Source organism: Paenirhodobacter hankyongi (assembly GCF_003664585.1).
GTDB lineage: Bacteria > Pseudomonadota > Alphaproteobacteria > Rhodobacterales > Rhodobacteraceae > Rhodobacter > Rhodobacter hankyongi.
In genome coordinates this window covers 79,295-103,976 of the sequence record NZ_RCHI01000003.1, presented here as the reverse complement: position 1 = coordinate 103,976, position 24,682 = coordinate 79,295, and the positions used below count along the sequence as shown (strand labels likewise).

24 protein-coding genes are annotated in these 24,682 nt (G+C 67.8%); 7 read left to right on the top strand and 17 right to left on the bottom strand.

Annotated elements, in window-relative coordinates:
- Positions 1-16 precede the first annotated feature (16 nt).
- The 5 genes from DYS74_RS04055 to DYS74_RS04035 form a co-directional block, all read right to left on the bottom strand.
- Positions 17-484 carry a hypothetical protein gene (locus tag DYS74_RS04055; protein ID WP_147435444.1) on the bottom strand — a complete coding sequence of 156 codons (468 nt, stop codon included), beginning with the start codon at positions 482-484 and terminating at the stop codon, positions 17-19.
- 87 nt (positions 485-571) lie between these two features.
- Positions 572-1,444, bottom strand: a complete 873-nt coding sequence (mmsB, locus tag DYS74_RS04050) for a 3-hydroxyisobutyrate dehydrogenase (protein ID WP_121531193.1) — start codon at positions 1,442-1,444, stop codon at positions 572-574.
- A 30-nt stretch (positions 1,445-1,474) separates the two neighbouring features.
- Positions 1,475-2,524, bottom strand: a complete 1,050-nt coding sequence (locus DYS74_RS04045) for a 3-hydroxyisobutyryl-CoA hydrolase (protein WP_121531191.1) — start codon at positions 2,522-2,524, stop codon at positions 1,475-1,477.
- Complete coding sequence (locus DYS74_RS04040) at positions 2,524-3,669, bottom strand: acyl-CoA dehydrogenase family protein (RefSeq protein ID WP_121531189.1); 1,146 nt, start codon at positions 3,667-3,669, stop codon at positions 2,524-2,526. Before DYS74_RS04040 ends, DYS74_RS04045 begins: the two co-directional genes overlap by 1 nt.
- 201 nt (positions 3,670-3,870) lie before the next feature.
- A complete protein-coding gene (locus tag DYS74_RS04035; protein WP_121531187.1) occupies positions 3,871-5,370 on the bottom strand; it encodes a CoA-acylating methylmalonate-semialdehyde dehydrogenase in 1,500 nt (499 codons plus the stop codon).
- A gap of 105 nt (positions 5,371-5,475) precedes the next feature.
- Here DYS74_RS04035 and DYS74_RS04030 point away from each other — a divergent pair, with 105 nt between their 5' ends.
- The 3 genes from DYS74_RS04030 (at position 5,476) to coaD (ending at position 7,475) form a co-directional block, all read left to right on the top strand.
- The gene (locus DYS74_RS04030; protein WP_121531185.1) at positions 5,476-6,375 is read left to right on the top strand and encodes a LysR family transcriptional regulator; all 900 of its coding nucleotides are present in this window, start codon (positions 5,476-5,478) and stop codon (positions 6,373-6,375) included.
- 76 nt (positions 6,376-6,451) lie between these two features.
- A complete protein-coding gene (locus DYS74_RS04025; RefSeq protein ID WP_121531183.1) occupies positions 6,452-6,886 on the top strand; it encodes a CBS domain-containing protein in 435 nt (144 codons plus the stop codon).
- A gap of 91 nt (positions 6,887-6,977) precedes the next feature.
- Positions 6,978-7,475 (top strand): pantetheine-phosphate adenylyltransferase, encoded by a 498-nt coding sequence (coaD, locus tag DYS74_RS04020; protein WP_121531181.1) that lies wholly within the window; start codon positions 6,978-6,980, stop codon positions 7,473-7,475.
- A 2-nt stretch (positions 7,476-7,477) separates the two neighbouring features.
- Here coaD and DYS74_RS04015 read toward each other — a convergent pair whose 3' ends face one another.
- The 7 genes from DYS74_RS04015 to purB form a co-directional block, all read right to left on the bottom strand.
- Entirely contained in the window at positions 7,478-8,110 is a 633-nt protein-coding gene (locus DYS74_RS04015) for a MarC family protein (RefSeq protein WP_121531179.1), read from the bottom strand.
- Between the two features lie 134 nt (positions 8,111-8,244).
- Complete coding sequence (locus tag DYS74_RS18595; RefSeq protein ID WP_183077449.1) at positions 8,245-8,412, bottom strand: hypothetical protein; 168 nt, start codon at positions 8,410-8,412, stop codon at positions 8,245-8,247.
- A 192-nt stretch (positions 8,413-8,604) separates the two neighbouring features.
- Positions 8,605-9,606 (bottom strand): type I glyceraldehyde-3-phosphate dehydrogenase, encoded by a 1,002-nt coding sequence (gene gap, locus DYS74_RS04010; protein WP_121531177.1) that lies wholly within the window; start codon positions 9,604-9,606, stop codon positions 8,605-8,607.
- Positions 9,607-9,702: 96 nt separating this feature from the next.
- Entirely contained in the window at positions 9,703-9,846 is a 144-nt protein-coding gene (locus DYS74_RS18590) for a hypothetical protein (RefSeq protein ID WP_183077448.1), read from the bottom strand.
- 30 nt (positions 9,847-9,876) lie between these two features.
- Positions 9,877-10,881: a type I glyceraldehyde-3-phosphate dehydrogenase gene (gap, locus tag DYS74_RS04005; RefSeq protein WP_121531175.1), complete on the bottom strand. Its 1,005-nt coding sequence runs from the start codon at positions 10,879-10,881 to the stop codon at positions 9,877-9,879.
- Positions 10,882-11,137: 256 nt separating this feature from the next.
- Positions 11,138-12,211, bottom strand: a complete 1,074-nt coding sequence (locus tag DYS74_RS04000) for a flagellar motor switch protein FliG (RefSeq protein WP_245965187.1) — start codon at positions 12,209-12,211, stop codon at positions 11,138-11,140.
- 97 nt (positions 12,212-12,308) lie between these two features.
- Positions 12,309-13,616, bottom strand: coding sequence for an adenylosuccinate lyase (gene purB, locus DYS74_RS03995; RefSeq protein WP_121531171.1), 1,308 nt, complete (start codon positions 13,614-13,616; stop codon positions 12,309-12,311).
- A gap of 77 nt (positions 13,617-13,693) precedes the next feature.
- Between purB and DYS74_RS03990 the strand changes: the two genes are divergently transcribed.
- The 3 genes from DYS74_RS03990 (at position 13,694) to mprF (ending at position 17,683) form a co-directional block, all read left to right on the top strand.
- Positions 13,694-14,101: a DUF6314 family protein gene (locus tag DYS74_RS03990; protein ID WP_121531169.1), complete on the top strand. Its 408-nt coding sequence runs from the start codon at positions 13,694-13,696 to the stop codon at positions 14,099-14,101.
- An 84-nt stretch (positions 14,102-14,185) separates the two neighbouring features.
- Entirely contained in the window at positions 14,186-14,971 is a 786-nt protein-coding gene (locus DYS74_RS03985) for a heme-dependent oxidative N-demethylase family protein (RefSeq protein WP_121531167.1), read from the top strand.
- A gap of 111 nt (positions 14,972-15,082) precedes the next feature.
- On the top strand, positions 15,083-17,683 hold the full coding sequence (mprF, locus tag DYS74_RS03980) for a bifunctional lysylphosphatidylglycerol flippase/synthetase MprF (RefSeq protein WP_121531165.1): 2,601 nt from the start codon (positions 15,083-15,085) through the stop codon (positions 17,681-17,683).
- 7 nt (positions 17,684-17,690) lie between these two features.
- Here mprF and DYS74_RS03975 read toward each other — a convergent pair whose 3' ends face one another.
- From DYS74_RS03975 to acnA, 3 genes are all read right to left on the bottom strand, one after another.
- A complete protein-coding gene (locus tag DYS74_RS03975) occupies positions 17,691-18,002 on the bottom strand; it encodes a TM2 domain-containing protein (protein ID WP_121531163.1) in 312 nt (103 codons plus the stop codon).
- Between the two features lie 66 nt (positions 18,003-18,068).
- On the bottom strand, positions 18,069-18,662 hold the full coding sequence (locus tag DYS74_RS03970) for a CAP domain-containing protein (protein ID WP_121531161.1): 594 nt from the start codon (positions 18,660-18,662) through the stop codon (positions 18,069-18,071).
- A 154-nt stretch (positions 18,663-18,816) separates the two neighbouring features.
- Positions 18,817-21,570 carry an aconitate hydratase AcnA gene (gene acnA, locus DYS74_RS03965; protein WP_121531159.1) on the bottom strand — a complete coding sequence of 918 codons (2,754 nt, stop codon included), beginning with the start codon at positions 21,568-21,570 and terminating at the stop codon, positions 18,817-18,819.
- A 264-nt stretch (positions 21,571-21,834) separates the two neighbouring features.
- On the opposite strand from acnA, the gene DYS74_RS03960 reads away from it, so the two are divergent.
- Positions 21,835-22,848 (top strand): DUF1223 domain-containing protein, encoded by a 1,014-nt coding sequence (locus tag DYS74_RS03960; protein ID WP_245965186.1) that lies wholly within the window; start codon positions 21,835-21,837, stop codon positions 22,846-22,848.
- Between the two features lie 40 nt (positions 22,849-22,888).
- Here DYS74_RS03960 and DYS74_RS03955 read toward each other — a convergent pair whose 3' ends face one another.
- Both DYS74_RS03955 and DYS74_RS03950 read right to left on the bottom strand, forming a co-directional pair.
- Positions 22,889-23,779: a lysophospholipid acyltransferase family protein gene (locus DYS74_RS03955; RefSeq protein ID WP_121531157.1), complete on the bottom strand. Its 891-nt coding sequence runs from the start codon at positions 23,777-23,779 to the stop codon at positions 22,889-22,891.
- Positions 23,780-23,782: 3 nt separating this feature from the next.
- A complete protein-coding gene (locus DYS74_RS03950; RefSeq protein WP_245965185.1) occupies positions 23,783-24,613 on the bottom strand; it encodes a DMT family transporter in 831 nt (276 codons plus the stop codon).
- Positions 24,614-24,682: the final 69 nt, after the last annotated feature.

Below are 24,682 nucleotides of genomic sequence, written 5' to 3'. Positions count from 1 at the left end.
CGTGAGTGACGGTCGTTCAGTTCGAATTCAGGATGGTGCTGAGCAGCCCGACGACGGCCACCACCTTCAGCGTGCTGTCGTCGACCCGCACGACAGTGTTGTCGACGACGCGGTAGTGCTGATGCGCGGGCGGTGCGGGCAGGCGGCTGTTCTTCGCCTGCTGGAAGAGGGCGCCCTTGCGGGCGGAATCACCCACATGCGGTGCGGGCACCTTCTGCGGTGTCGACTTTGCCGGGGTCGCGGATTTTGCCGGGCTCGCGATCTTCTGGCCCGTGGCCTTCTGGGCCGGCTGTGACTTCTGCGACGGCTGGGCCTTTTGCGACTGCGTCTTTTGCGCCGGCGGACCGTCGCATTTGCGCATGCCGTCAGGCAGCAGCACGCAGGCGGAGTGCGTGCCCTGGGCCGCGGCCATCGGCGCGGCCAGACTGACGGCAAGGCTTGCCATCAAGGCGGCCAGGACGGTCTTGCGCGTGGTGATCTGCATGAAACTGCTCTCCCTCATGACGGTGATCATGAAAGAAAACGACCGGGGGAGGACATTCCGTCGCACCCCCGGCCGGATTTTTCGCCCTCAGCCGCGATGACGCGCCGCAAGCCGCGGCAGCATCGCCGAGAAGTCCTTGCCGCGGCCATCCTCGGCCTCGACGAAGGTGGTGTAGAGCGCCGCCGCCAGCTGCCCCATCGGGGTGTCGGCATCCGCTGCCTCGGCCGCCTGCTGGCTCAGCCGCAGGTCCTTGAGCATCAGCTCGGCCGCGAAGCCGGGCTTGTAGTCGTTGTCGGCGGGCGAGGTGGGGCCGACGCCCGGGGCCGGGCAATAGGCGTTCATCGTCCAGCTGTAGCCCGAGGAGGTCGAGACCACGTCGAACATCTTCTGCCGGTCGAGGCCGAGCTTGTCGGCGAGCGCAAAGGCCTCGCAGGTGGCGATCATGGTGACGCCGAGGATCATGTTGTTGCAGATCTTCGCTGCCTGACCGGCGCCCGCGGCACCGCAATGCACCGCCTTCTGGCCCATGATGTCGAACAGCGGCTGCACCGTGGCGAAGGCCGCGTCCGGTCCGCCGACCATGAAGGTCAGCGTGCCCGCCGTCGCCCCGCCGACGCCGCCCGAAACGGGCGCATCAAGCGCCGCAAGGCCTGCCGCCACTGCCTGCTCGGCCACCGCGCGCGCGCTTTCGACATCGACGGTCGAGCAGTCGCACAGCACCGCGCCCTTCGGCATCGCCGGGATCACCTCGACCGCCACGGCGCGCAGGATCGCGCCATTGGGCAGCATGGTGAAAACGACCTCGGCGCCCTGCGCCGCCGCCGCGGCCGAGGCGGCCTTCGCCACCCCCGCCGGCATCGGTGCGCTGAGGTCGAAGCCCGTCACCTCATGCCCCGCCTTGACCAGGTTGGCGGCCATCGGCCCGCCCATGTTCCCAAGTCCGATGAAACCGATCTTCATGTTTCCTCCCAATGTGTTGTGCCGCAACCTTCAAGCAGTTTCGAAGGCGATCTCCCAGTCCCGCGGCAGCGGTTCGAGCAGCGCCGCGACCTCGGCCATCGGCAGGGTCTCGAGGCTGTATTTCCAGGTCGGGCTGCGATCCTTGTCGATGATCTGCGCCCGCACGCCCTCGAGGAAATCGGCCTTCTCGACCGCGCGCAGGGTGAAGCGGAACTCGTTCGACAGGGCGTCGCGGATGGTGGGGGTGGCGCGGGTCATCCGCACGAGGCGCAACGTCGCCTCCTCGGACAGCGCCGAGTTGCGGCGCAGGATGGCCAGCGTCTCGGTGGCGAAATGCGTGCCCGAGGCCTCGAGCGCGGCGACGATCTCGTGGATGTCGCGCCCGCCGAAGGTGGCCTCGATCTGCGGCCGGAGATCGGCAAGCCGCCCCTTCGTGGCCGGGACGCGGCCTTTCGGCAGCACCGACGGGTCGCCGGTCGCGATCAGCTGCGCCTTCACCGCCTCCCACTCCGCCTCGGGCAGGTAGAGATCGGCAAAGCCCGCATAGATCGCATCGGCCGCGCCGATCCGGCTGCCGGTGACGCCCAGGTATTCGCCGACGCGCCCCGGCGCCTGCGCCAGCAAGAGCGTGCCGCCGACGTCGGGGATCAGGCCGATGCCGGTTTCGGGCATGGCGATCTGCGTCGTGTCGCCCACCACCCGGTGATGCGCGTGGCCGCCGACGCCGACGCCGCCGCCCATCACGAAGCCCTGCATGAAGGAGACGACGGGCTTGCCATATTCCGCGAGCCGGGCGTTCATCCGGTATTCCTCGCGCCAGAAGCGCGGGCCGGTGGTGAAATCGCCGGCGCGGCCCTGGTGATAGATCTTGGCGATGTCGCCACCGGCGCAGAAGGCGCGCTCGCCCACGGCGTCAATCACCACCACCGCAACCTCGGGGTCGTCGCGCCACGCGGCCAGCGCCGCGTCGATCGCCTCGGCCATCTCGGCATCAAGCGCGTTGAGCGCCTTCGGCCGGTTGAAGGTGAGCCGCCCCGCGCGGCCCTCCTTGCGCACGATCATCGTCGCCTCGTCGGTCATCAGTCCCGCTCCGCCAGCACAGCGCGGCTGACGATCAGCCGCATGATTTCGTTGGTCCCCTCGAGGATCTGGTGCACGCGCAGGTCGCGCACGATCTTCTCGATGCCGTAATCGGCAAGGTAGCCATAGCCACCATGCAGCTGCAGGCACTGGTTGGCCACCTCGAACGCGGCGTCGGTGACGTAAAGCTTTGCCATGGCGCAGAATTTCGTGGCGTCCGGAGCGCCGGTATCAAGCTTCCAGGCGGCCTGGCGCAGGAAGGTGCGGGCGGATTGCAGCTTCACCTCCATCTCGGCCAGACGGAATTGCAGCGCCTGGAAGCCGTCGAGCGTGCGGCCGAAGGCCTTGCGCTCGCCCATGTAGGTCAGCGTCGCGTCGAAGGCCGCCTGCGCCCCGCCAAGCGCCGAGGCAGCGATATTGAGCCGCCCGCCGTCAAGCCCGGCCATGGCATAGGCAAAGCCGCGGCCCTCCTCGCCGACCAGATTTTCGGCCGGGATCACGCAATCGTCGAATTGCACCTGCGCGGTCGGCTGCGCGCGCCAGCCCATCTTGTCCTCGAGCGCGCCGAAGCTGAGGCCCGGCGTGCCCGCCTCGATCACCATGCAGGAGATGCCCTTCGGCCCGTCGCCACCGCTGCGCACCATCGTCAGATAGGCGTCGGAATAGCTGCCGCCCGAGATGAAGGCCTTGGTGCCGTTTAGCTTCCAGCCGCCCGCGACGCGCTCGGCGCGGGTGCGCAGTGCCGCCGCATCCGAGCCCGAACCGGGCTCGGTCAGGCAATAGGAGAAGATCGTCTCCATGCTGCACAGACCGGGCAGCCAGCGTTCCTTCGTCTCGGGGGAGCCGAACTTGTCGATCATCCCGCCGCACATGTTGTGGATCGAGAGGAACGAGCCCACGGCCGGGCAGGCCATCGCCAGCGCCTCGAAGACCAGCGTCGCATCAAGCCGGCTGAGCCCGGTGCCGCCGTAGTCTTCCGAGACGTAAAGCCCGCCAAGGCCGAGCTCGGCCAGTTGCGGCCAGAGCGTCTTCGGGATCGTGCCTTCGGCCTCCCACTCCCGGGCGAAGGGCGCGATGTTCTCCTGCCCGAAAGCCAGGGCCATGTCGAAGATGGCCTGCTGCTCCTCGCTCAGCGCGAAATCCATGGTTTCCTCCCCGAAACGCTGGAAATGAATATGTGTTCAATTTTCATCCGGCGCGCGGATTTTGCAAGGGGGCAGAGGCGCTGCCCCTGGGCCTTCGGCCTCACCCCGGAGTATTTGGACCAAGAAAAAAGCGCCCGGGCTTTTCTTGGCGCAAATACGCCCGCCGGAGGCAGCCGCGCCCCGAAGGGCGCGGCATCCGTCTCAGTCGAGCGCCTTGAAGTTCAGGCTGGCGCCGTCCTTGATGCCCGAGAACCAGCGCGCGGTGACGGTCTTCGTCTTGGTGTAGAAGCGCAGCGCGTCGGGGCCATACTGGTTCAGGTCGCCGAAGGCCGACTTCTTCCAGCCGCCGAAGGTGTAATAGCTCAGCGGCACCGGGATCGGGAAGTTGATGCCGACCATGCCGACGTTGACGCGGCTGGCGAAATCGCGCGCGGTGTCGCCATCGGCGGTGAAGATCGCGGTGCCGTTGCCGTAATCGTTGTCGATCACCAGCTTCAGCGCGTCTTCATAGCTGTCCATCCGCACCGTCGACAGCACCGGCCCGAAGATCTCCTGGCGGTAGATGTCCATCTCGGGGGTGACGTCGTCGAAGAGCGTCGGGCCGACGTAGAAGCCGTTCTCGTAGCCCTGGATCTTCAGCGCGCGGCCATCGACGACAAGGGTCGCACCCTGCTCGACGCCCGAGCCGATCAGCCCGTTGATCCGGTCCTGCGCCTGCTTGGTGATGACCGGCCCGAAGTCGACGTCATCGCCCGCGGTATAGGGGCCGACCTTGAGCTTCTCGATCTTCGGCACCAGCTTCTCGATCAGACGGTCGGCGGTTTCCTTGCCCACCGGCACCGCGACCGAGATCGCCATGCAGCGTTCGCCCGCCGCGCCGAAGCCCGCGCCCACCAGCGCGTCGGCCGCCTTGTCGAGGTCGGCGTCGGGCATGATGATCATGTGGTTCTTCGCGCCGCCGAAGCACTGCGCGCGCTTGCCGTTCGAGCAGGCACGGCCATAGATGTATTGCGCGATCGGGGTGGAGCCGACGAAGCCGACGGCCTGCACGGTCTCGTTGTCGAGGATCGCGTCCACGACTTCCTTGTCGCCGTTCACCACCTGCAGCACGCCATCGGGCAGGCCCGCTTCCTGGGCCAGCTGGGCGAGCCGGATCGAGGTCGAGGGGCAGCGCTCGGAGGGCTTCAGGATCATCGCGTTGCCGGCAACGAGCGCCGGGCCCATCTTCCACAGCGGGATCATCGCCGGGAAGTTGAAGGGCGCGATGCCGGCGACGACGCCAAGCGGCTGACGCATCGAGTAGAGGTCGATGCCCGGGCCGGCGCTGTCGGTGTATTCGCCCTTGAGAAGGGCCGGCGCGCCCATGCAGACCTCGATCACCTCGAGCCCGCGCTGCACGTCGCCGCGCGCGTCGGGCAGGGTCTTGCCGTGCTCGCGCGAGACAAGCTCGGCCAGCTCGTCCATATGGGCGTTGATCAGGTCGCCGAATTTCATCATCACCCGGGCGCGGCGCTGCGGGTTGGTCGCGGCCCAGACCGGCTGCGCGGCGGCGGCGGCGGCAACCGCCGCGTCAAGCTCCGCGGTGGTGGCAAGCGCGACGCGCGCCTGCACCTCGCCCGTCGCCGGGTTGTAGACGTCGGTGAAGCGGCCGGACGTGCCCGCCACCAGCTTGCCGTTGATCCAGTGTCCGATCTCTTGCATCGAGTGCCTCCCGTGAATTGGTCGGGCAAACCTTAGCCTTGCGAAAATCACCGTAAAAGAGGAAGTCTGGCAAAAGGTGTTTTGCGTTTCTGCAAAGGTTGGACGATGGATTGGGACGATCTGCGGGTCTTTCTGGCGGTGGCGCGGGCGGAAAGCCTGTCGGGCGCGGGGCGGGTGCTGAAATGCGACGCGGCGACGGTCGGGCGGCGGATCGCGCGGCTCGAGGAGGGGCTGGGGGCGAAAATCTTCCTGAAATCGCCGCATGGCTATGCGCTGACCGATGCGGGGGCGCGGCTTCTGCCCCATGCCGAGGCCGCCGAGGCGGCGACGGCGGCGGCCGAGGAGGCGCTGTCCGGAGAGGCCGGGCAGCTGACCGGGCAATTGCGGATCGGTGCGCCCGATGGCTGCGCGAACTATCTTCTGCCGCAGGTCTGCGCGGCGATCTGTGATGCGCATCCGGGGCTCGAGATCCAGCTGATCGCCCTGCCGCGGCTGTTCAACCTGTCGAAACGCGAGGCGGACATGGCGATTGCCGTGTCGCGGCCGACGGCGGGGCGGCTGACGGTGCAGAAGCTGGCCGATTATCAGCTCCATCTGGCCGCCGACCGCGACTATCTGGCGGCGCATCCGCCGGTCACCAGCCGGGCCGATCTGCGCGGGCACCGGATGATCGGCTATATCCCGGACATGATCTTCGACAAGGAACTCGACTATCTCGCCGAGACCGGGGTCGAGGCGGTGGGGCTCGCCTCGAATTCCGTGTCGGTGCAGATGCAGATGGTGCGGGCCGGGGCGGGGCTGGGCATCGTGCATGACTTCGCCATTCCCTTCTGCCCGGGGGTGAGCCGGGTCCTGCCCGACGAGATCGGCCTGCGCCGCACCTTCTGGCTGTTGCGCCATGCCGATGACCGCCGCTCGGAACGGCTTGGCCGGCTCGCCGAGGCGCTCGGTCAGGGGCTGCGCGCCGAGATCGCCCGGCTCGAGGCCGCGGCCGCGGTGCAGTGACCCCGACCTTCGCGTCACTTGACAGACGATCACGCAGTTGTGACGCTGGGACATGGCATGCAAAAGGGAGGTTGCGATGCAGGTTCTGCAGATTCTGAAGTCGAAGGGGGACGACGGGGTGGTGACGGTGGTGCCGGGCACCACGGTTGCAGAGGTGGCGCGGGTGCTCTCGGCCCGCAGGATCGGTGCGCTCATCGTCTCGACCGATGGCAAGCACGTCGACGGCATCATTTCGGAGCGTGACGTGGTGCGCGAACTCGGCCGGCGCGGTTCCGCGGCGCTGAACCTGATGGTCGAGGAGGTGATGACGCGCAATGCCGTGGGCTGCACGCGCACCGACACCACCGAAGAGGTGATGGAGCAGATGAGCGCCGGCGGCTTCCGCCACATGCCGGTGATCGAGGCGGGCGAGATGGTCGGCCTGATCTCGATCCGCGACGTGATCGCGGCGCGGCTGAGCGAGCTGCACGTCGAGAAGGAAGCCCTGACCGGGATGATCATGGGCAACTGACGCCGCGATGCGGCATCACAAGTCTTGCAAAAGGGCGCGCAATCTTGTTGCGTGCCCTTGACCTGTGAGGAACGGCACTGAGGAGGAGCCCATGCGCATCGGCCTGTACCCCGGAACTTTCGATCCGGTGACGCTGGGGCATATCGACATCATCCAGCGCGCGATGCCGCTCGTTGACCGGCTGGTGATCGGGGTGGCGATCAACCGCGACAAGGGGCCGCTGTTCACTCTCGAGGAACGGGTCGAGATGATCGAGGCCGAATGCGCCGAGATCACTGCGCGCTGTGGCGGCGAGATCGTGGTGCATCCGTTCGAGAACCTGCTGATTCACTGCGCGCGCGACGTGAACGCCAATGTCATCATCCGCGGGCTGCGCGCTGTCGCTGATTTCGAATATGAATTCCAGATGGTGGGCATGAACCGCGCGCTCGATTCCAGCGTCGAGACGGTGTTCCTGATGGCCGACGCGCGGCGTCAGGCGATCGCCTCGAAACTGGTGAAGGAGATCGCCCGGCTCGATGGCGAGGTGTCGCGCTTCGTCACCCCGGCGGTGCAGACCCGGCTTCTGGCGAAGCTCGGCAAGGGCTGAGCTCAGCCGCTGAACGAGGGCAGCACGCCGATTGAGACGAAGGCGCGCAGCACCGCATCGACGGCGACGGCGGCCAGCAGCATTCCCATGACCCGGCTGATCACCGCGGCGCCGGTGGTGCCGATCACCCGCAAGAGCGGCGAGGCGGCCAGCATGATGCCCAGCGTCACCGCGAGCACCAGCGCCATCAGCGCCGTCGTCACCGCCTGATGGGCGATGGCGAAACGGTCGTTGTCGGTCAGGATCACCACCGTCAGCATCGCGCCCGGCGAGGCGATCGAGGGGATCGCCACCGGGAAGACCGAGGTCTGGCGCACCCGCTCGGCCTCGGCAATCTCCTCCTCGGGCTTCGAATGGCCGAAGATCATCGTCAGCGCGAAGAGGAACAAAACGATCCCGCCGGCGATCTGGAAGGCCGGGAGCGCCAGGCCGAGGGCGTCGAGAACCACCTGTCCGAGCACGATGAAAAGCGCCAGCACCACGAAGGAAACGATCACCGCGCGCACCGCGACCGCGCGGCGCTGATGCGCGCTCATCCCGGCGGTGACGGCGATGAACACCGGCAGCGTGCCGATCGGGTCGATCACGACCCAGAGCGTGATGAATTCCTGCAGAATCTGCGCGGGGCTGAGCAATGGGCAATCCTTTCAAGGGGTTGCTCAATCTCTAACAGAGGGGTGCCCCCGAGGCCAAGGGATGGGGTGCGATCCCGTGCACACGGGCGATCACATCGCCGTGCGTTGCGCGAAAACCACACCCCGTGCCGGTTTCAGCCGCGCCCGTAGACCGCCTTGCGCGCGATGCGGGCGGCGTCGCGCGGATAAAGATCGACATCGAGCGCGACGTCGAGCGGCAGTCGCGCGATCTCGCGCCGCGTGCGGGCATAGCGGGCCCGCCGTTCGGCGGCGCTGACCAGACGTCCGATGAACTTGCGCATCCTTCCGGACCTTTCCACCTGATGACCGGGGGCCGCGGAAGGCCGCCCCGTGCCGCCAAGATGCGCATCATTGGTAGCGCTAACAAGTGCCGGAACCGGAAGGCCGTATTGCTGCAACCGCATGACTGGCGGCCGTTGACGCGAAAGGGGCGCCCGGGGGGCGCCCCTTGCAACCGGAAGGCCAGATGTCGGTCAGATCAGCTTGCCCATGGCGACCGCGGTGTCCGACATGCGGTTCGAGAAGCCCCATTCGTTGTCATACCACGACAGGATGCGCACCATCGTGCCGTCCATCACCTTGGTCTGGTCCATGTGGAAGACCGAGGAATGGCTGTCGTGGTTGAAGTCCATCGAGACGTTCTTGTACTTGGTGTAGCCGAGGATGCCCTTCAGTGGCCCGTCGGCGGCGGTCTCGATCGCGGCGTTGATCTCCTCGACGGTGGTCGCGCGCTTCGCGGTGAAGACGAGATCGACGACCGAGACGTTCGGCGTCGGCACCCGGATCGCCACGCCGTCGAGCTTGCCCTTGAGTTCGGGCAGCACCAGGCCCACGGCCTTCGCCGCGCCGGTCGAGGTCGGGATCATGCTCAGCGCCGCGGCGCGGGCGCGGTAGAGATCCTTGTGCAGCGTGTCGAGCGTCGGCTGGTCGCCCGTATAGCTGTGGATCGTGGTCATGAAGCCCTTCTCGATGCCGATCGCGTCGTTCAGCACCTTGGCGACGGGGGAGAGGCAGTTCGTCGTGCACGAGGCGTTCGAGACGATCAGGTCATCCTTGGTCAGGCTTTTGTCGTTCACGCCGAAGACGATGGTCTTGTCCGCGCCTTCGCCCGGGGCCGAGATCAGCACCCGCTTCGAGCCGTTCTCGAGATGCGCAAGGCATTTTTCCTTCGAGGTGAAGATGCCGGTGCATTCGAGCACCACGTCGACGCCCGCCCACGGCAGTTCCGCCGGATTGCGCAGCGCCGTCACCTTCATCGCGCCGCGGCCGCAATCGATCCAGTCCTCGCCAGTCGTCACCTCGGCCGGGAAGCGGCCATGGACCGAATCGAAGCGCAGCAGATGCGCGTTGGTCTCCACCGGGCCGAGATCGTTGATCGCCACGACCTCGATGTCGGTGCGACCCGATTCGATGATTGCGCGCAGCACATTGCGCCCGATACGGCCAAAACCGTTGATTGCCACCTTGACCGACATTCCTGCCTCCTTCGATTGCCTTCGCGAAAATTCGCACAACCTAGACTAGGCCTAGGCTGTGAAATTTCCACGAAAGGTCAATGGGAAAACAGGGGGTCAGCGCCAGAAGGCGACCCAGTCGACCAGATCGACGGATTTTCGGGCGAGAAACAGCGATGCGCCCCAGCCGTTGAACAACGCGTCGGCCAGCACACACAGCAGGATCAGGGCGGCAAGCCCGATGGCGATGGGGGTGTTCATCCGCTCCCTCGTCCCGGGCTTGCCCCGGGATTATTTCAGGAGCATTCCGATCGCGCCGGCCACGTCGGCCATGCGGCAGGAGAAGCCCCATTCGTTGTCATACCACGCCAGAACGCGCACCAGGCGCCCGCCGGTGACCTTGGTCTGGTCGGGGGCGAAGATAGACGAATAGGGCGTGTGGTTGAAGTCGATCGAGACCTTGGGCTCGGGGTCATAGGCCAGAACCTTGCCCATGTGGCCGGCGGCGGCCTCGCGGACGATCTCGTTCACCTCGTCGCGGGTGACCGATTTCGCGGCGTAGAAGGTCAGGTCGACGGCCGAGACGTTCGGCGTCGGCACGCGCAGCGAGGTGCCGTCGAGGCGGCCGGCCAGTTCCGGCAGCACTTCGCCGATCGCCTTCGCAGCGCCGGTCGAGGTCGGGATCATCGCCATCGCCGCGGCGCGGGCGCGATACAGATCCTTGTGGCGGCGGTCGAGCGTCGGCTGGTCACCGGTATAGCTGTGCACCGTGGTCATGATGCCCGACTCGATGCCGATGTTGTCATTCAGCACCTTGGCGAGCGGCGCGAGGCAGTTCGTGGTGCACGAGCCGTTCGACACGACCAGATGCTCGGGCAGCAGTTCGCGGTGGTTCACGCCATAGACGATGGTCTTGTCGGCATTGGTGGCCGGCGCCGAGACCAGGACGCGCTTGGCGCCGCGGCCGAGGTGGACGGCGGCCTTCTCGCGCGAGTTGAACTTGCCGGTGCATTCGAGGACGACGTCGACGCCGTCCCAGTTCAGCTCGTCGGGGTTGTAGGTCGACATCACCTCGATCGGGCCCTGGCCGAGGTCGAGCGTCTTGCCCTCGACCTTCACCGGACCGCCGAAGCGGCCGTGCACCGAGTCGTATTTCAGCAGGTGGGCGTTGGTCTCGATCGGGCCGGTGGCGTTGATCTTGACGACCTGAACGTCGTTGCGCGCGGCTTCGGCGATATGGGCCAGCGTGCAGCGGCCGATGCGGCCAAAGCCATTGATCCCGATGGTGACGGTCATATGCGCTCTCCTGACTGGGCGATGCGAGGGGCGATCGCGCGGACTCGATGCAGTTATGGCGAGCGCATACCATGGCATGCAAGGCCGGAAAACCCGTCGTTTCAGCATGATAGCGGAAACATGATGTGGTTGCGGTAACGGTAGCGGCGAAGCCGTCGAAACCGGCGGAAGGCCGCCTGCAGGCCAAACCGCCCGGCGCCGGCAGGGGCCGGGCCAGGGCGCGCGGATGGTGCGGCGCCGGTGGGTGAGTCGCGGCTCAGCCCTGCGTCTCGTCCTCCTCCTCGGCCAGCAGCGTCAGCTCGCCCGCCGCCTCCATCTCGCGGATCGCGGTGACCACCGCGGCCATCGCCTCCTCGACATCCTTCGCGCGCAGCTTGCCAAGAGTGCCCATCTCCTCGCGCAGCGAGGCCGCCATGCGCTGCGACATGTTGGCAAGGATGAACTCGGCCGCCTTCACGTCCTCGCCGGTGGCGCCAGCGAGCGCGACGATCAGCTTTTGCTGGTCGACGTTGCGCAGGATGCGCGGCACGTCGCGGGTGTCGATCCGCTTCGGGATGTTGGTGAAGGTGAAGATCGCCTTGCGCACCTTCTCGGCGAAATCCTGATCCTCCTCCTCGAGGCCGATCAGCACATCCTCGCGCGTGGCCGAGGGGGACTGGTTCAGGATCGCGCCGACGCGTTCGACCGGGCCGGTGTCGAAGGCGCGCGCGGGCAGCGAGTCGAGTTGCTGGGCCAGGGCGATGCCGATGCGCTGCACCGTCTCGGGGGCGACATTGCCGGTGCGCGACACCGCATAGGCGATGCGCCGCGCCCGGTCGCCCGGCAACTGACCGAGCAGATCGGCGGCCTTCGGCACCGACAGTTTCGAGAGCAGCACCGCCGCCACCTCGACGCTTTCCTCGGTCATCACCTGCAGCAGGACCGCGGTCGACAGGCCGGTGATCCGTTCCCAGGGGTCGGTGTCCGCCGTGGCCAGTGCCAGGCGTCGCAACCGGCTGGTCGCGGCCGAGGAAAGCTGTCCGTCGAGCAGGCTGAGCGCGCCGTCGAGCCCGCTCGGGAAGGTCAGCCCCACCGCCTCCAGCGCCTCGCAGAATTCCGCCACCACCGCATGCAGCGTGTCGCGATCGACGAGCTTCATCGCGCCGATCTGCGCCGTCAGCTCGGTCTGCTGATCCTCGCTCAGCTCGGCAAGCGGCAGGCGCATCCCTTCGGACGACAGCAGCCGGACGATGATCGCCGCCTTCTGCTGCGGCGAGAGCGTGATCACGGGTGTCGCCGTGACGGGCTTCGCCCCGGCCTGGGAGCCGGGGGTGATCCGGGCAAGTTCCACGTCCGCCTCCGTTGCGGGTTGCACTGCGGCGCAGCCTGCCACGGGAGGGTTAAGGGCGGGTTAGCCGCCGCTCCCGAAGGTGCGGCGGCAGGTCGGATCAGGCCTCGCCGAAGACGCGGGCGAAGATCGTGTCGACGTGCTTGGTGTGATAGCCGAGGTCGAATTTCTCCTCGATCTCGGCCGGGCTCAGCGCCGCGGTCACCTCGGGGTCGGCGAGCAGCTCGGTCTTGAAGTCGGCGCCGTGCTCCCAGACCTTCATCGCGTTGCGCTGCACCAGACGATAGGCGTCCTCGCGGCTGACACCGGCCTGGGTCAGCGCCAGAAGCACCCGCTGCGACATCACCAGACCTTTGAACTTGTGCAGGTTCTTCAGCATGTTCTCGGGATAGATCACGAGGTTCTCGATCAGACCCGCGAGCCGGTTCAGCGCGAAGTCGAGGGTCACCGTGGTGTCGGGGCCGATGCCGCGCTCGACCGAGCTGTGCGAGATGTCGCGCTCGTGCCACAGCGCCACGTTCTCCATCGCCGGCACCACCGCCATGCGCACAAGGCGGGACAGGCCGGTGAGGTTCTCGCTCAGCACCGGGTTGCGCTTGTGCGGCATCGCCGACGAGCCCTTCTGCCCCTTCGAGAAGAATTCCTCGGCCTCGAGCACCTCGGTGCGCTGCATGTGGCGGATCTCGATCGCGACGTTCTCGATCGAGGAGGCAATCACGCCGAGCGTGGCGAAGAACATCGCGTGGCGGTCACGCGGGATCACCTGGGTCGAGATCGGCTCGGGGCGCAGGCCCATCATCTTGCACACGTGTTCCTCGACGCGCGGGTCGATGTTGGCGAAGGTGCCGACCGCGCCCGAGATCGCGCCGGTGGCCACTTCCGCGCGGGCGGCCGCCAGACGAGCCTTGTTGCGGTCCATCTCGGCGTAGAAGCGCGCGAAGGTCAGGCCCATCGTGGTCGGCTCGGCGTGGATGCCGTGGCTCCGCCCGATGCGGACGGTGTCCTTGTGCTCGAAGGCGCGCTTCTTCAGCGCGGCCAGGACGCGGTCCATGTCCTTCAGGAGGATGTCGGCGGCCCGCGTCAGCTGCACGTTCAGCGTGGTGTCGAGCACGTCCGAGGAAGTCATCCCCTGATGCACGAAGCGCGCCTCGGTCGAGCCGATATGCTCGGCCAGATGGGTCAGGAAGGCGATCACGTCATGCTTGGTGACGGCTTCGATCTCGTCGATGCGGGCGACGTCGAACTCGACATCCTTCGCCTTCCAGACGGCGGCGGCGCTTTCCTTCGGGATCACGCCAAGCTCGGCCTGGGCGTCGCAGGCATGCGCCTCGATCTCGTACCAGATCTTGAACTTGGTGGCGGGCTCCCAGATGTCGACCATCTCTTTGCGGGAATAACGCGGGATCATGGCGGGCCTCTCGGTTGTGGCAGCGTTGCCGGGCTTCTAGACTGCGCGGCACCTTCGGGCAAGGCAAAGGGACGGCAATGCGGCTGCGGCTGAGCGATTTTGCAGGGGACTGGACGATCGCGCGCGAGATCGAGCAGATGGGCGCGCGGCCGGCGCGCTTCGAGGGGCGGGCGCGGTTCACTGCGGACGGGGTGGGGCTTGCCTATCACGAGGCGGGCACGCTGACCCTTCCGGGCGCGGCGCCGATGCGGGCCGAGCGCGCATATCTGTGGCGCGAAGAGGGGGCGGAGATCATCGTGCTCTTCCCCGATGGCAGGCCCTTCCACCGTTTCGATCCCTCCGCACCGGCGGCGCAGCACTGGTGCGACCCCGATGACTACCGCGTGCGCTACGATTTCGTCCCCTGGCCGGAATGGCACGCTGAATGGCGGGTGACCGGGCCGCGCAAGGATTACACGATGCGCTCGCTCTACCGGCGGGGGTGAGGCGCGGATGCGCCGAAGGGACGGAAAGCTCTCTTTCGACATCTCCCCCTTGCGCGGGCGCGGATTCGGCGCTCATCTGCCGCCATGAGCGAGATCCGACAGACCCGACTTCCTTTCGCCCCCTGGGCCGACGCGCGCACCCGCCGCCTGCCCGGGATCGTGCCGATCACCCTCGCCGAGTGGCTCGAGGTCGATGACGCCTATGGCGCGCAGATGGCCGAGCGCGAGCGGCTGATCGCCGCATGCCCCGAGGCGGTGCTGGCGCTCGCCCCCGAGGCGCAGGCGGCGGCGCGCGAGCTTTACGACCTGGTGCTTGGTCTGCTGCCGGCGCTTGGCTTCGTGCCGGTCGCGGGCGGGCTGCGCCGGCCCGATGGCGTCGAGGTGGCACTCGATCCCGCGGCGCCGCTTGCCACCCTCGGCCGGCTGGTGCAGGAGGATCTGTGCCTGATGCGCGAGGGGCCCGACGGGCATGTACTTGCCGGTGCGGTGCTGTGCTTTCCGGCGGGCTGGACGCTGGCCGAGAAATACGGCCGGCCGATGATGGGCATTCACCGCCCTGTCGCGAAATACACCGAGGATGTCGGCGCGCGGGTGCAGCGGCTGATGGACGGCGTGCAGCCGGGCCGGGTGCTGATGCGCGGCACCGCGCATCACTCGAACGCGGCCCTGCACAATCCGCGCCGCGAGGCGCAGGGCCGCGCCCCGGAGGGCGATCTGCCCTTCATCCGGGTCGAGCGTCAGGGCCTCGTGCGCCTGCCCGAAACCCGCTACGTCGCCTTCTCGATCCACACCTATGTGGTCGAGCCCGCGGCCCTCAGCCCCGAACAGGCCGCACTTCTGGCCGAGTTCCCGATCCGCGAGGCGGCCTGAGAGGCGCGACGTGACGCCCTGTCTGCCCGTCTGCTCTTGTCTTGCGCGGCAATTCCTGCAACTCAGGGGGCAGGAAGACGACCGGGGGGATTGCATGACCGAGGGGCCGAGATGACGGAGCCGGTGACGGCATCCGCGCGGCGGGCACGGCTGCGCCATCTGGGGCCGGTGCTGGTGGGGCTCGGTCTTTTCGCGCTTGGCATCTGGGCGCTGCACCACCTGCTGCAGCCGATCCATGCCGCCGACATCATCGCGCAGATGCGCTCGATGCCGCTGCATGTGCTGGCGGTGGCGCTTGGCGCGACGACGCTCGGCTATTGCGCGCTGATCGGCTATGACTTCTGGGCGCTGAAATACCTCGAGAAGAAGCTGCCCCTGCGGGTGGTCGCCCTCGGCGGTTTCCTCGGCTATGCCTTCGGCAACACCATCGGCATCTCGGTGCTGTCGGGGGGCGCGGTCCGCTACCGGATCTATTCCGCCTTCGGGCTGAATGCCTTCGAGGTGGCGGCGCTGGCCTCTTATATCGCGATCGCGATGGGGACCGGGCTGAGCCTCGTGGGCGTCTTCGCGCTGGCACTGCACCCCGCCGCGCTGACCGGGCTTCTGCCGCTCTCCGAAACCGCGATCCGCACTCTTGCGCTTCTGGGCGGCGGCGGCACGCTCGGGCTGCTGTATGCGCTGTCCTTCTCCGGGCGCACGCTGCGCATCCGCCGCTTCGAGCTCGCCATGCCGAGCCCGCGAATCCTGACCGGCCAGATGGTCGTCGCGCTCTTCGACTCGACGATGGCCTCGCTCACCCTCTACATCCTGCTGCCGCAAGGCGCGCCCGACTTCGTCACCTTCCTCGCGATCTATGCGACGGCGACGATGGTCGGCGTGATGAGCCACGTGCCGGGCGGGGTGGGCGTGTTCGAGACCGTGGTGATGGCGGCGATGCCCGCGGGCACGGCGGCGGGCGACGTCGCCGCGGCGCTGCTGCTGTTCCGCATCATCTACTATCTGCTGCCCTTCGCCATCGCCTTCGTCATCGTCTCGCTGAACGAGGCGCGGCTTGCCGGCGGGTGGGCGGTGCGGGTCTTCGGCGAGATCTCCGAGCCGATGCGGCCGGCCTTCAACGCGCTTGCCGGCATCGTGCCCTGGCTCGTCGGGGCCTGGGCCTTCGGGCTTGGCGCCTACATGCTGGCCGTGGCGCTCAGCCCCTCGGTGCGGGCCTCGGCGGTCGATGACAACGACCTGGTCGGCGCGATCCTGCTCGAGGGCGGCACGCTCACCTCCTCGGTGATGGGGATCGTGCTGCTGATCCTGTCGCACGGGCTGATCCGGCGCGTCTCGGGCGCGTTCTGGCTGACGCTTGCGGCGATCGCGGGCGGCGCCGTCGCCTCGCTCCTGAACGATTTCGACTATGAGAGCGCGGCGCTTCTGGCGCTTGGCGGCATCGTCCTGCTGCCCTTCCGGCACGAGTTCTACCGCCGCGCGAAGATCACCGAGGGGGTGCTGGGCCCGTCCTGGTTCGCGCTGGTCGCCGCGGTGATCCTGGCGGCCGGCACCTTCTTCTTCTTCGTCCACGCCGCGACGCCCTATTCGCTGGATCTGTGGACCGATTTCGCACGCTCGGCCAACACCCCGCGCTCGCTGCGGGCGGGGCTCGCGGCCTCCGCGGTGCTGTTCTTCTACACCATCTTCCTCGCGCTGCAGCCGGTGCGCCGGCCGCGCGCCGAGCCCTGCGAAAGCGTGGTCGATCATGCCGCGCGGATCGTGAGCGCGCAGGACGACCCACAGGCCTGCCTGGCGCTCACCGGTGACAAGGAGCTGCGCTTCTCCGCCGACGGGCGCGCCTTCATCATGTATGGCCGGCGCCGCGCCGACTGGATCGCCTATGGCGACCCGGTGGGGGCGATCGACGCGATCCCGACGCTGGGCTGGGATTTCGTCGAGGAGGCGCAGAAGGCGAATTGCCGCCCGGTGTTCTACGAGATCTCGGAACGCCACCTGCCGCTGATGATCGAGATGGGGCTGGCGCTGCACAAGGTCGGCGAAGAGGCTGTCGTGCGCCTGCCCGAGTTCTCGCTTGCCGGCGCGAAGTTCAAGACCATGCGCGCGGCCTATAACAAGCGGCTGCGCGAGGGGCTGGCGGTCGAGGTGCTCGCTCCGCCCCATGCGCCCGCGCTGGTCGAGGAGCTGCGCGCCGTCTCGGACGCCTGGCTCGGCGACAAGGTCGGGCGCGAGAAGGGCTTTTCCGTCGGCCGCTTCGACCCGGCATGGCTCGACCGCACGCCCATTGCCGTGGTGCGCCGCGAGGGGCAGGTTCTGGCCTTCGCCAGCATCCTTGCCCCGGGCAGCGGCCGGCGCGTCGCGGTCGATCTGATGCGCTATCTGCCCGAGGAGGCCTCGGGGATGATCGAGTTCCTCTTCCTCGCGCTGATCGAGCATTACCGTGTCGCGGGGGCCGAGGAATTCTCGCTTGGCATGGCGCCGCTCGCGGGGCTGTCCGACCGGCGTACGGCGCAGCTGTGGCACCGGTTCGGCGCGCTGATGTTCCGCCACGGCGGGGCGTTCTACAACTTCGAGGGGCTGCGCGCCTTCAAGCAGAAGTTCCAGCCCGACTGGCGGCCGCGCTATATCGCGCTGCCGGTCGGCGTGTCGCCGATGATGGCGATGGCCGATGTGGCGCTTTTGATCGCCGGCGGGCCGCGCGGGCTGATCGGCAAGTAGGGGCGGGTCAGGCCTCGCGCCCGGTGCGCAGCCGCCAGCGCATCTCGGCGGTGTCCGAGGCGATCATCGACGGGATCAGGAAGGCATCGAGCAGCCACCACAGCCCGACGAGGCCGAGCGGCAGATAGCCCACCAGCACCGGCGCCAGCACCGTGCCGAGGCCGAAGAGGGCCAGCATGAACAGCCCCGAGACCCAGCGGCCGAGATAGAGGCGGTGCGCGCCGAAGAAGCCGAGGAAGAACCACAGCAGATAGGCCGCCGCCGCCGATTTGCGGTCATTGGCGATGCGCTGTTCGATCCAGAGATCGCGGTCGGTCATGTAAACCTCCTTAACATGTGCGGAGGATATGGGGAGGGGGAAGGGGCTGTGCAAGGGCGCAGCGCGTCAGTGCCCCTTCGTCGCGTAGACGGCGGTCCAGAACGTCGCAGTGCCATCGGCGGCGACGGCATGGCCGATGCCGAAGTCCTGCATCTGCGCGATGGTGATATTCGCCCGATGCTTGGGCGAAAGCGCCCATTGCTCGAGCGTGCCCGTCAGGGTGAACCGCCCCGGGGCGCCGGCGGCGATGTTCTCGGAAATCACCCGCGGCCGGTATCCTTCCTGCTTGGCGCGGGCGAGCGGCCCGGTCGTCGAGGTGCCGGCATGGGTCATCAGGCCGCGGCGGGCCATGTCGCAGGCGTGTTTTTCCGCCACGCGCTGCAGCACCGGGTTCGCGGTGAGCGGGGCAAGACCGGCCTCGCGGCGCACGGCATTTGTTCGGGCCAACGCCGCGCTGACCTCGGCGGCGCTGGTCGTCGGACAGGCCGCCGCTCCGGCCGTGGCAACGGCAAGATCGTCGTGGCCGTCGGTCCAGACCACCTTGCCGGGCAGGGCGGGGGCTGCCGCGACCTCGGGCGCCGGGGCGGGCGGCGCGGCACAGCCCGCGACAAGCGCAAGGGCAAGGATGGTGGGCAGGGTCGGGGGCAGGGAGCGGGGCATGGGACGGGAACCTGTGGCAGACGATGGGACGGCAAAGCGTGCCGCCAGAGTGGCGGCGAGCCCTTAACGCACGGATAAGATCGCGGTTTCGGGCGGACGGAAATGAAAAAAGGCCCCGCAACTGCGGGGCCTTTCCGGTTCCTGAACCCGAAGATCAGGCCTTGGCGAGGTTGCGCAGCACGTAGTGCAGCACGCCGCCGTTCTTCAGATACTCGATCTCGACCTCGGTATCGATCCGGGCCTTGAGCTGGATCGTCTTCACCGAGCCGTCCTTCATGGTGATGGTGCAGGGCACCAGCGACAGCGGCTTGATGTCGCCTTCGAGGCCCTCGATCGTCACCACTTCGTCGCCGGTCAGGCCGAGCGTCTTGCGGGTGTCGCCGCCGGTGAACTCGAACGGGATGACGCCCATGCCGATCAGGTTCGAGCGGTGGATCCGCTCGAAGCTTTCCGCGATGACAGCCTTGACGCCGAGCAGGTTGGTGCCCTTCGCCGCCCAGTCACGCGACGAGCCCGCGCCGTATTCGATGCCGCCGAAGATGACGAGCGGGATGCCCGCCGCCTGATATTCCATCGAGGCGTCGAAGATCGTCGTCTGTTCGCCGTTCGGGCCCTTGGTGTAGCCGCCCTCGACGCCATCCAGCATCTCGTTCTTGATGCGGATGTTGGCGAAGGTGCCGCGCATCATGACTTCGTGGTTGCCGCGGCGCGAGCCGTAGCTGTTGAAGTCCTTCGGCGCGACGCCACGCTCGGTCAGGTACTTGCCGGCCGGGGTGGTCGGCTTGAACGAGCCCGCGGGCGAGATGTGGTCGGTGGTGATCATGTCGCCGAGCACCGCGAGGACGCGGGCAGACTTCACGTTCGAGATCACGCCCGGTTCCTTGGACATGCCGCGGAAATAGGGCGGGTTCTGGATGTAGGTCGATTCGGCCGGCCAGTCGTAGGTTTCCCCCTCGGTGGTCTTCACGCCCTGCCAGTTGGTGTCGCCCTTGAACACATCGGCGTATTTCGCAAGGAAGGCCTCGCGGGTCACGCATTTCTCGACAAGCTCGGCGATCTCGGCGTCGGTCGGCCAGATGTCTTTGAGGTACACCGGCTTGCCGTCCTTCGAGGTGGCGATCGGCTCGCTCGACAGGTCGATGTTCATGTCGCCGGCGATCGCATAGGCGACGACGAGCGGCGGCGAGGCGAGGAAGTTCGCGCGCACGTCGGGCGAGATCCGGCCTTCGAAGTTGCGGTTGCCCGAGAGCACGGCCGCGGCGACGAGGTCGTTGTCGTTGATCGCCTTCGAGATCGCGGGATCGCCGAGCGGGCCCGAGTTGCCGATGCAGGTGGTGCAGCCGAAGCCGACGATGTTGAAGCCGAGCGCGTCGAGATCGTCCTGCAGATCGGCGGCCTTCAGGTATTCCTGCACGACCTGCGACCCGGGGGCGAGCGAGGTCTTCACCCAGGGCTTCGCGGTCAGGCCGAGCGCACGCGCCTTGCGGGCGACGAGACCGGCACCGATCAGCACGTAGGGGTTCGAGGTGTTGGTGCACGACGTGATCGAGGCGATCACCACCGAGCCGTCACCGACCTTGTAGTCCTTGCCCTCGACGGCGACCGACTTGCAGACCTCGACCGGCTTCGTGGTGACATTGCCTTCCTCGGCCATGTCAGCGGCGGCGGCCGAGACGTCGATGCCGCGGTAGGAGGCGACGACCTTCGAGAAGGTCGATTTCGCGTCGGTCAGCGGCAGGTAGTCCTGCGGACGCTTCGGACCCGAGATCGCCGGAACGATCGAGCCCATGTCGAGCTCGAGGGTCGAGGAGTAGACGGGTTCGTAATCCGCACCGCGCCAGAAGCCGTTTTCTTTCGCATAGGCCTCGACCAGGGCGATGCGCTCTTCCGAGCGGCCGGTCTGCTTGAGGTAGCGCAGGGTCTCCGCATCGATCGGGAAGAAGCCGCAGGTCGCGCCGTATTCGGGCGCCATGTTGGCGATGGTGGCGCGCTGCGCCAGCGGCAGCTTGTCGAGGCCTTCGCCGTAGAATTCGACGAACTTGCCGACCACGCCATGCTTGCGCAGCATCTGCACGACCTTCAGCACGAGGTCGGTGCCGGTGGTGCCTTCGACCATCGCGCCGGTCAGCTTGAAGCCGACGACTTCCGGGATCAGCATCGAGACCGGCTGGCCGAGCATCGCGGCCTCGGCCTCGATCCCGCCCACGCCCCAGCCGAGAACGGCGGCGCCGTTCACCATCGTGGTGTGGCTGTCGGTGCCGACGAGGGTGTCGGGATAGGCCACGAGCTCGCCGTTCTGGTCGGTGTCGGTCCAGACGGTCTGGGCGAGGTATTCAAGGTTCACCTGGTGGCAGATGCCGGTGCCCGGGGGAACGACGCGGAAGTTCTCGAACGCGCCCTGACCCCATTTCAGGAACTGATAGCGCTCCATGTTGCGCTCGTATTCCAGTTCCACGTTGCGCTGGAAGGCGCGCGGGTTGCCGAACTCGTCGATCATCACCGAGTGGTCGATGACCAGGTCGACGGGAACGAGCGGGTTGATCTTCTGCGCGTCGCCGCCCAGACCCTTGATGCCGTCGCGCATCGCGGCGAGGTCGACCACGGCCGGAACACCGGTGAAGTCCTGCATCAGCACGCGGGCCGGACGATAGGCGATTTCGCGCGGGTTCTTGCCGCCCATCTTCGCCCAGTCACCGAAGGCCTTGATGTCCTCGACCGAGACCGAGAAGCCGCCGTCCTCGAACCGCAGCAGGTTCTCGAGCACGACCTTGAGCGAAGCGGGCAGCTTCGAGAAGTCGCCCAGCCCCGCCTCTTGCGCGGCCGGGATCGAGTAATAGGAATAGGACGTTCCGCCGACGGCGAGCGTGCGGCGCGTCTTGGCAGTGTCTTTGCCGGTGACGACGGTCATGGGGACTGGCCTCCCTTGCAGTGATCGGATTGAGATCAGGGTTTCGCTGCGGCCGTTCTGCCCCAACGGGGGGAGTCGATCAAGGGGGATGCGGGATTTTTGTATACCATTGCACACTGATTTTGCGGCAGGCCCCGACGTTGGCGCTATCAGCCGGGGGGTGGCTTCCCGGTCGCGCCGCTGCCGCCGCGGAAATCGCAAAACCTTGATTGGCAAAGGCCATGTCCGCAGCTTAGGAAGAGACCTGCAAGGGAAAGGGGCGCCATGGCACTGGCACGCGCGATCATCGGCACCGCCGCCGGAGGCTGGCTGGCACTGACCTGCGCCGCTGTCTGCGGCACCCAGGCTTTCGCGCAGGGCATGGGTGCGGCCAATGGTCCGGGCCCCGGACCGGGGCCGGGCACGATGGTCAGCCCGCCTCCGATCGTCCTTGCCGATGCCGGCACGACCCCGGGGGCTGGTACCGGGGCAGGCGGCACGACGGGCGGCACACCCGCGCCGGGCACGCTGTCCGGACCGTCGCTGATCGAAAACCTCAATGAGGCGCTCGAGAACGCGCTCGAGAAGGCCCGGGTCCCCGATGCCATGTCGCTGATGGCGCGCACCGTCACGCCGGAGCCCTCGCGCGGCCCGGTGGTGGTCGAGCTCTTCACCTCGCAGGGCTGTTCGGCCTGCCCGCCGGCGGACGAGCTTCTGGCGAAGATCGCCGACCGTCCCGACGTGATCGCGCTGTCGCTGCATGTCGACTACTGGGATTATCTCGGCTGGGAGGATCCCTTCGCCCAGCCCGCCTTCACCGCCCGGCAAAAGGCCTATGCCCGCGCCGCGCGCAGCCGCACCATCTTCACGCCGCAGATGATCATCGAGGGCGAACAGTCGCTGGTTGCGCCGAGCGAGGCCGAGCTCGAGCAGATGATCGCGCGCGAATACGAGACCCCCGATGCCGTGGCGCTGAGCGTCTCGGGCTCGAAGGGCAATTACCAGATCGAGCTGCGCGCCGATCCGCCGCTGCCGCAAAATGCCGTGGTGCAGATCGTGCGCTTCGCGCCGCAGGCGCGGGTCGAGATCCTGCGCGGCGAGAATGCGGGGATGGTGCTCGATTACGCCAATGTCGTCACCGCCTGGCACGCCGTTGCCGATTGGGACGGCCGCACGCCGACCCGGCTCAACGCGAAGATCGACGGCGACGAGCCCGCGGTGGTGATCGTGCAGGGCGCGACGCCGGGCAAGTCGGCGCCGCTGCCGGGGCCGATCCTCGCGGCCGCGCGGCTGAACTGAGCCCCCAGTCCCGAGCTGAAGCCGATCGCCGCGCCGCGCCTCAGGGGCGCGGTTTCGGGCCGCGGTTCTTCCAGCGCCGGTGCACCCAGAACCACTGTTCCATATGCGCGCGCACCTGCCGCTCGAGCGCATCGTTCAGCGCCTGCGTCATCGTCTCGGCATCGCTGTGCGGCACCGGCGCCTCGACCAGGATGCGGAAGCTCAGCCCGTCGGGCTGGCGGATCGCATAGATCGGGATCAGGTCGGCCTTCAGCTTGAGCGCCAGCTCGGCCGCCGAGGTCGGGGTGGGGGCGGGCCGGCCGAAGAAGGTCAGCGGCGCGCCCTGGCGGAAATACTGGTCGAAACCGAAGGCCACCATGCCGCCCGCGCGCAGGAAGCGCAGCATCGCCTTCAGGTCGTGGTCGCGGGCGAAGAGCGGCGTCGCGATCGCCGAGATCGCGCGCACGTAATGGCGGTTGAAAAGTGCATTCGCCATCGGCCGGTAGATCGCGCCGATGCGATAGCCGCGCCCGGCCAGCGCGCCGCGCCAGGCGTCGTAATTGCCGAAATGCCCGGCCGCGACGATCACCGGCCGACCCTCGTCATGCGCCGCCTGCAGCGCTGCGGCACCCGGCCCCTCAAGCGGCAGATCGCGCACCCGGGCAAGGAATTCCTCGCCGGAGTAGATCTCGGCAAGCGAGCGGCCGACATTGTCGGGCACGGCGCGCACCAGCCGCTCGACCTCGGCCGTCGTCAGCTCGGGGCAGGTCAGGGCGAGGTTCGCGCGGATCCGCCGGCGCCAGCCCGCGACCGGCGCCACCAGATGCGCCACCGCCCAGCCCATCATCGGCACCCGCCGCTCGTAGGGCAATGCGCGGGCAAGTGTCATCAGGCCACGGAACACCGTGTCGGACAGGCGGTCGGTCAGGCTGGGATGCGGGGTCTCGGTCATCGGTCACTCTGCGGACTTGCGTTCGCGATACCAGACATAGAGACCGGCCCCGACGATCACAAGCGCACCGGCCACCGTCCAGGCGTCGGGCAGCTGACCGAAGAAGACAAAGCCCCACAGGCTTGCGAAGATCAGGCTGAAATAGCCGAAGGGGGCGAGGGTCGAGGCCTCGCTCAGGCTGAAGGCGCGCACGACGAGCGCCTGACCGGCACTGCCCAGCACGCCAAGCGCCAGGAAGATCGGGAAATCGGCCATCGCCACTTCCTTCCAGACGAAGGGCAGGGCGATCGAGCTGAGCACGGTGCCGACCAGCGCCGACCAGATCAGCGAGGTGGCAAGCGGGTCGGTGCGCACGACGCGGGTGAGCAGGTTGCCCGCGGCATAGCTGAAGGCCGAGGCGAAGGCGAGGGCGGCGGCGGGTTCGAAGGCGCCGACGCCCGGGCGCAGGATCACCAGCGCGCCGAGGAAGGCGATGACGATGCCGGCGATGCGGCGCGGCCCGATCCGCTCGCCCAGGAACAGCGCCGCGCCGAGCGTGATGAGGATCGGATTGATGTCGAAGAGCGCATCCGCCTCGGCCAGACCGATGTGACGGATGGCGACGAAGAAGAGCACGATGGTGATCACCTGCATCACCCCGCGCGCCGCCTGCGCGAGCGGCTGGCGGGTGCGGATGCGCGGCAGGAACGAACCGCGATAGACCAGTGCCACCAGCGCCAGGTTGATCGCGAAGCGCGCCCAGATCAGCTGCGCGGGATGGTAGCGGGTGACGAGATACTTCGCCACCGCGTCCATCAGCGTGAAGGTCGCGAGCGAGCCGAGCAGGAACAGCACGCCGAGCCCCGCGGCACGCCGCCGGGCTGCTGCCGCAGGGTCAACGGCAGAGGGGGCCGCTTGCGGCCC

What these genes read in the sequence shown, in the direction of transcription:
- DYS74_RS04040 (WP_121531189.1), bottom strand. Translation starts at nt 3,669, where the DNA reads ATGGATTTCGCGCTGAGCGAGGAGCAGCAGGCCATCTTCGACATGGCC.
- mmsB (WP_121531193.1), bottom strand. Translation starts at nt 1,444, where the DNA reads ATGAAGATCGGTTTCATCGGACTTGGGAACATGGGCGGGCCGATGGCC.
- mprF (WP_121531165.1), top strand. Translation starts at nt 15,083, where the DNA reads ATGACGGAGCCGGTGACGGCATCCGCGCGGCGGGCACGGCTGCGCCAT.
- DYS74_RS04035 (WP_121531187.1), bottom strand. Translation starts at nt 5,370, where the DNA reads ATGCAAGAGATCGGACACTGGATCAACGGCAAGCTGGTGGCGGGCACG.
- DYS74_RS03975 (WP_121531163.1), bottom strand. Translation starts at nt 18,002, where the DNA reads ATGACCGACCGCGATCTCTGGATCGAACAGCGCATCGCCAATGACCGC.
- DYS74_RS18595 (WP_183077449.1), bottom strand. Translation starts at nt 8,412, where the DNA reads ATGCGCAAGTTCATCGGACGTCTGGTCAGCGCCGCCGAACGGCGGGCC.
- DYS74_RS04055 (WP_147435444.1), bottom strand. Translation starts at nt 484, where the DNA reads ATGCAGATCACCACGCGCAAGACCGTCCTGGCCGCCTTGATGGCAAGC.
- DYS74_RS18590 (WP_183077448.1), bottom strand. Translation starts at nt 9,846, where the DNA reads ATGAACACCCCCATCGCCATCGGGCTTGCCGCCCTGATCCTGCTGTGT.
- DYS74_RS04030 (WP_121531185.1), top strand. Translation starts at nt 5,476, where the DNA reads ATGGATTGGGACGATCTGCGGGTCTTTCTGGCGGTGGCGCGGGCGGAA.
- DYS74_RS03990 (WP_121531169.1), top strand. Translation starts at nt 13,694, where the DNA reads ATGCGGCTGCGGCTGAGCGATTTTGCAGGGGACTGGACGATCGCGCGC.
- gap (WP_121531175.1), bottom strand. Translation starts at nt 10,881, where the DNA reads ATGACCGTCACCATCGGGATCAATGGCTTTGGCCGCATCGGCCGCTGC.
- gap (WP_121531177.1), bottom strand. Translation starts at nt 9,606, where the DNA reads ATGTCGGTCAAGGTGGCAATCAACGGTTTTGGCCGTATCGGGCGCAAT.
- purB (WP_121531171.1), bottom strand. Translation starts at nt 13,616, where the DNA reads ATGATCCCGCGTTATTCCCGCAAAGAGATGGTCGACATCTGGGAGCCC.
- acnA (WP_121531159.1), bottom strand. Translation starts at nt 21,570, where the DNA reads ATGACCGTCGTCACCGGCAAAGACACTGCCAAGACGCGCCGCACGCTC.
- DYS74_RS04025 (WP_121531183.1), top strand. Translation starts at nt 6,452, where the DNA reads ATGCAGGTTCTGCAGATTCTGAAGTCGAAGGGGGACGACGGGGTGGTG.
- DYS74_RS03985 (WP_121531167.1), top strand. Translation starts at nt 14,186, where the DNA reads ATGAGCGAGATCCGACAGACCCGACTTCCTTTCGCCCCCTGGGCCGAC.
- DYS74_RS04045 (WP_121531191.1), bottom strand. Translation starts at nt 2,524, where the DNA reads ATGACCGACGAGGCGACGATGATCGTGCGCAAGGAGGGCCGCGCGGGG.
- coaD (WP_121531181.1), top strand. Translation starts at nt 6,978, where the DNA reads ATGCGCATCGGCCTGTACCCCGGAACTTTCGATCCGGTGACGCTGGGG.
- DYS74_RS03955 (WP_121531157.1), bottom strand. Translation starts at nt 23,779, where the DNA reads ATGACCGAGACCCCGCATCCCAGCCTGACCGACCGCCTGTCCGACACG.
- DYS74_RS03970 (WP_121531161.1), bottom strand. Translation starts at nt 18,662, where the DNA reads ATGCCCCGCTCCCTGCCCCCGACCCTGCCCACCATCCTTGCCCTTGCG.
- DYS74_RS03960 (WP_245965186.1), top strand. Translation starts at nt 21,835, where the DNA reads ATGGCACTGGCACGCGCGATCATCGGCACCGCCGCCGGAGGCTGGCTG.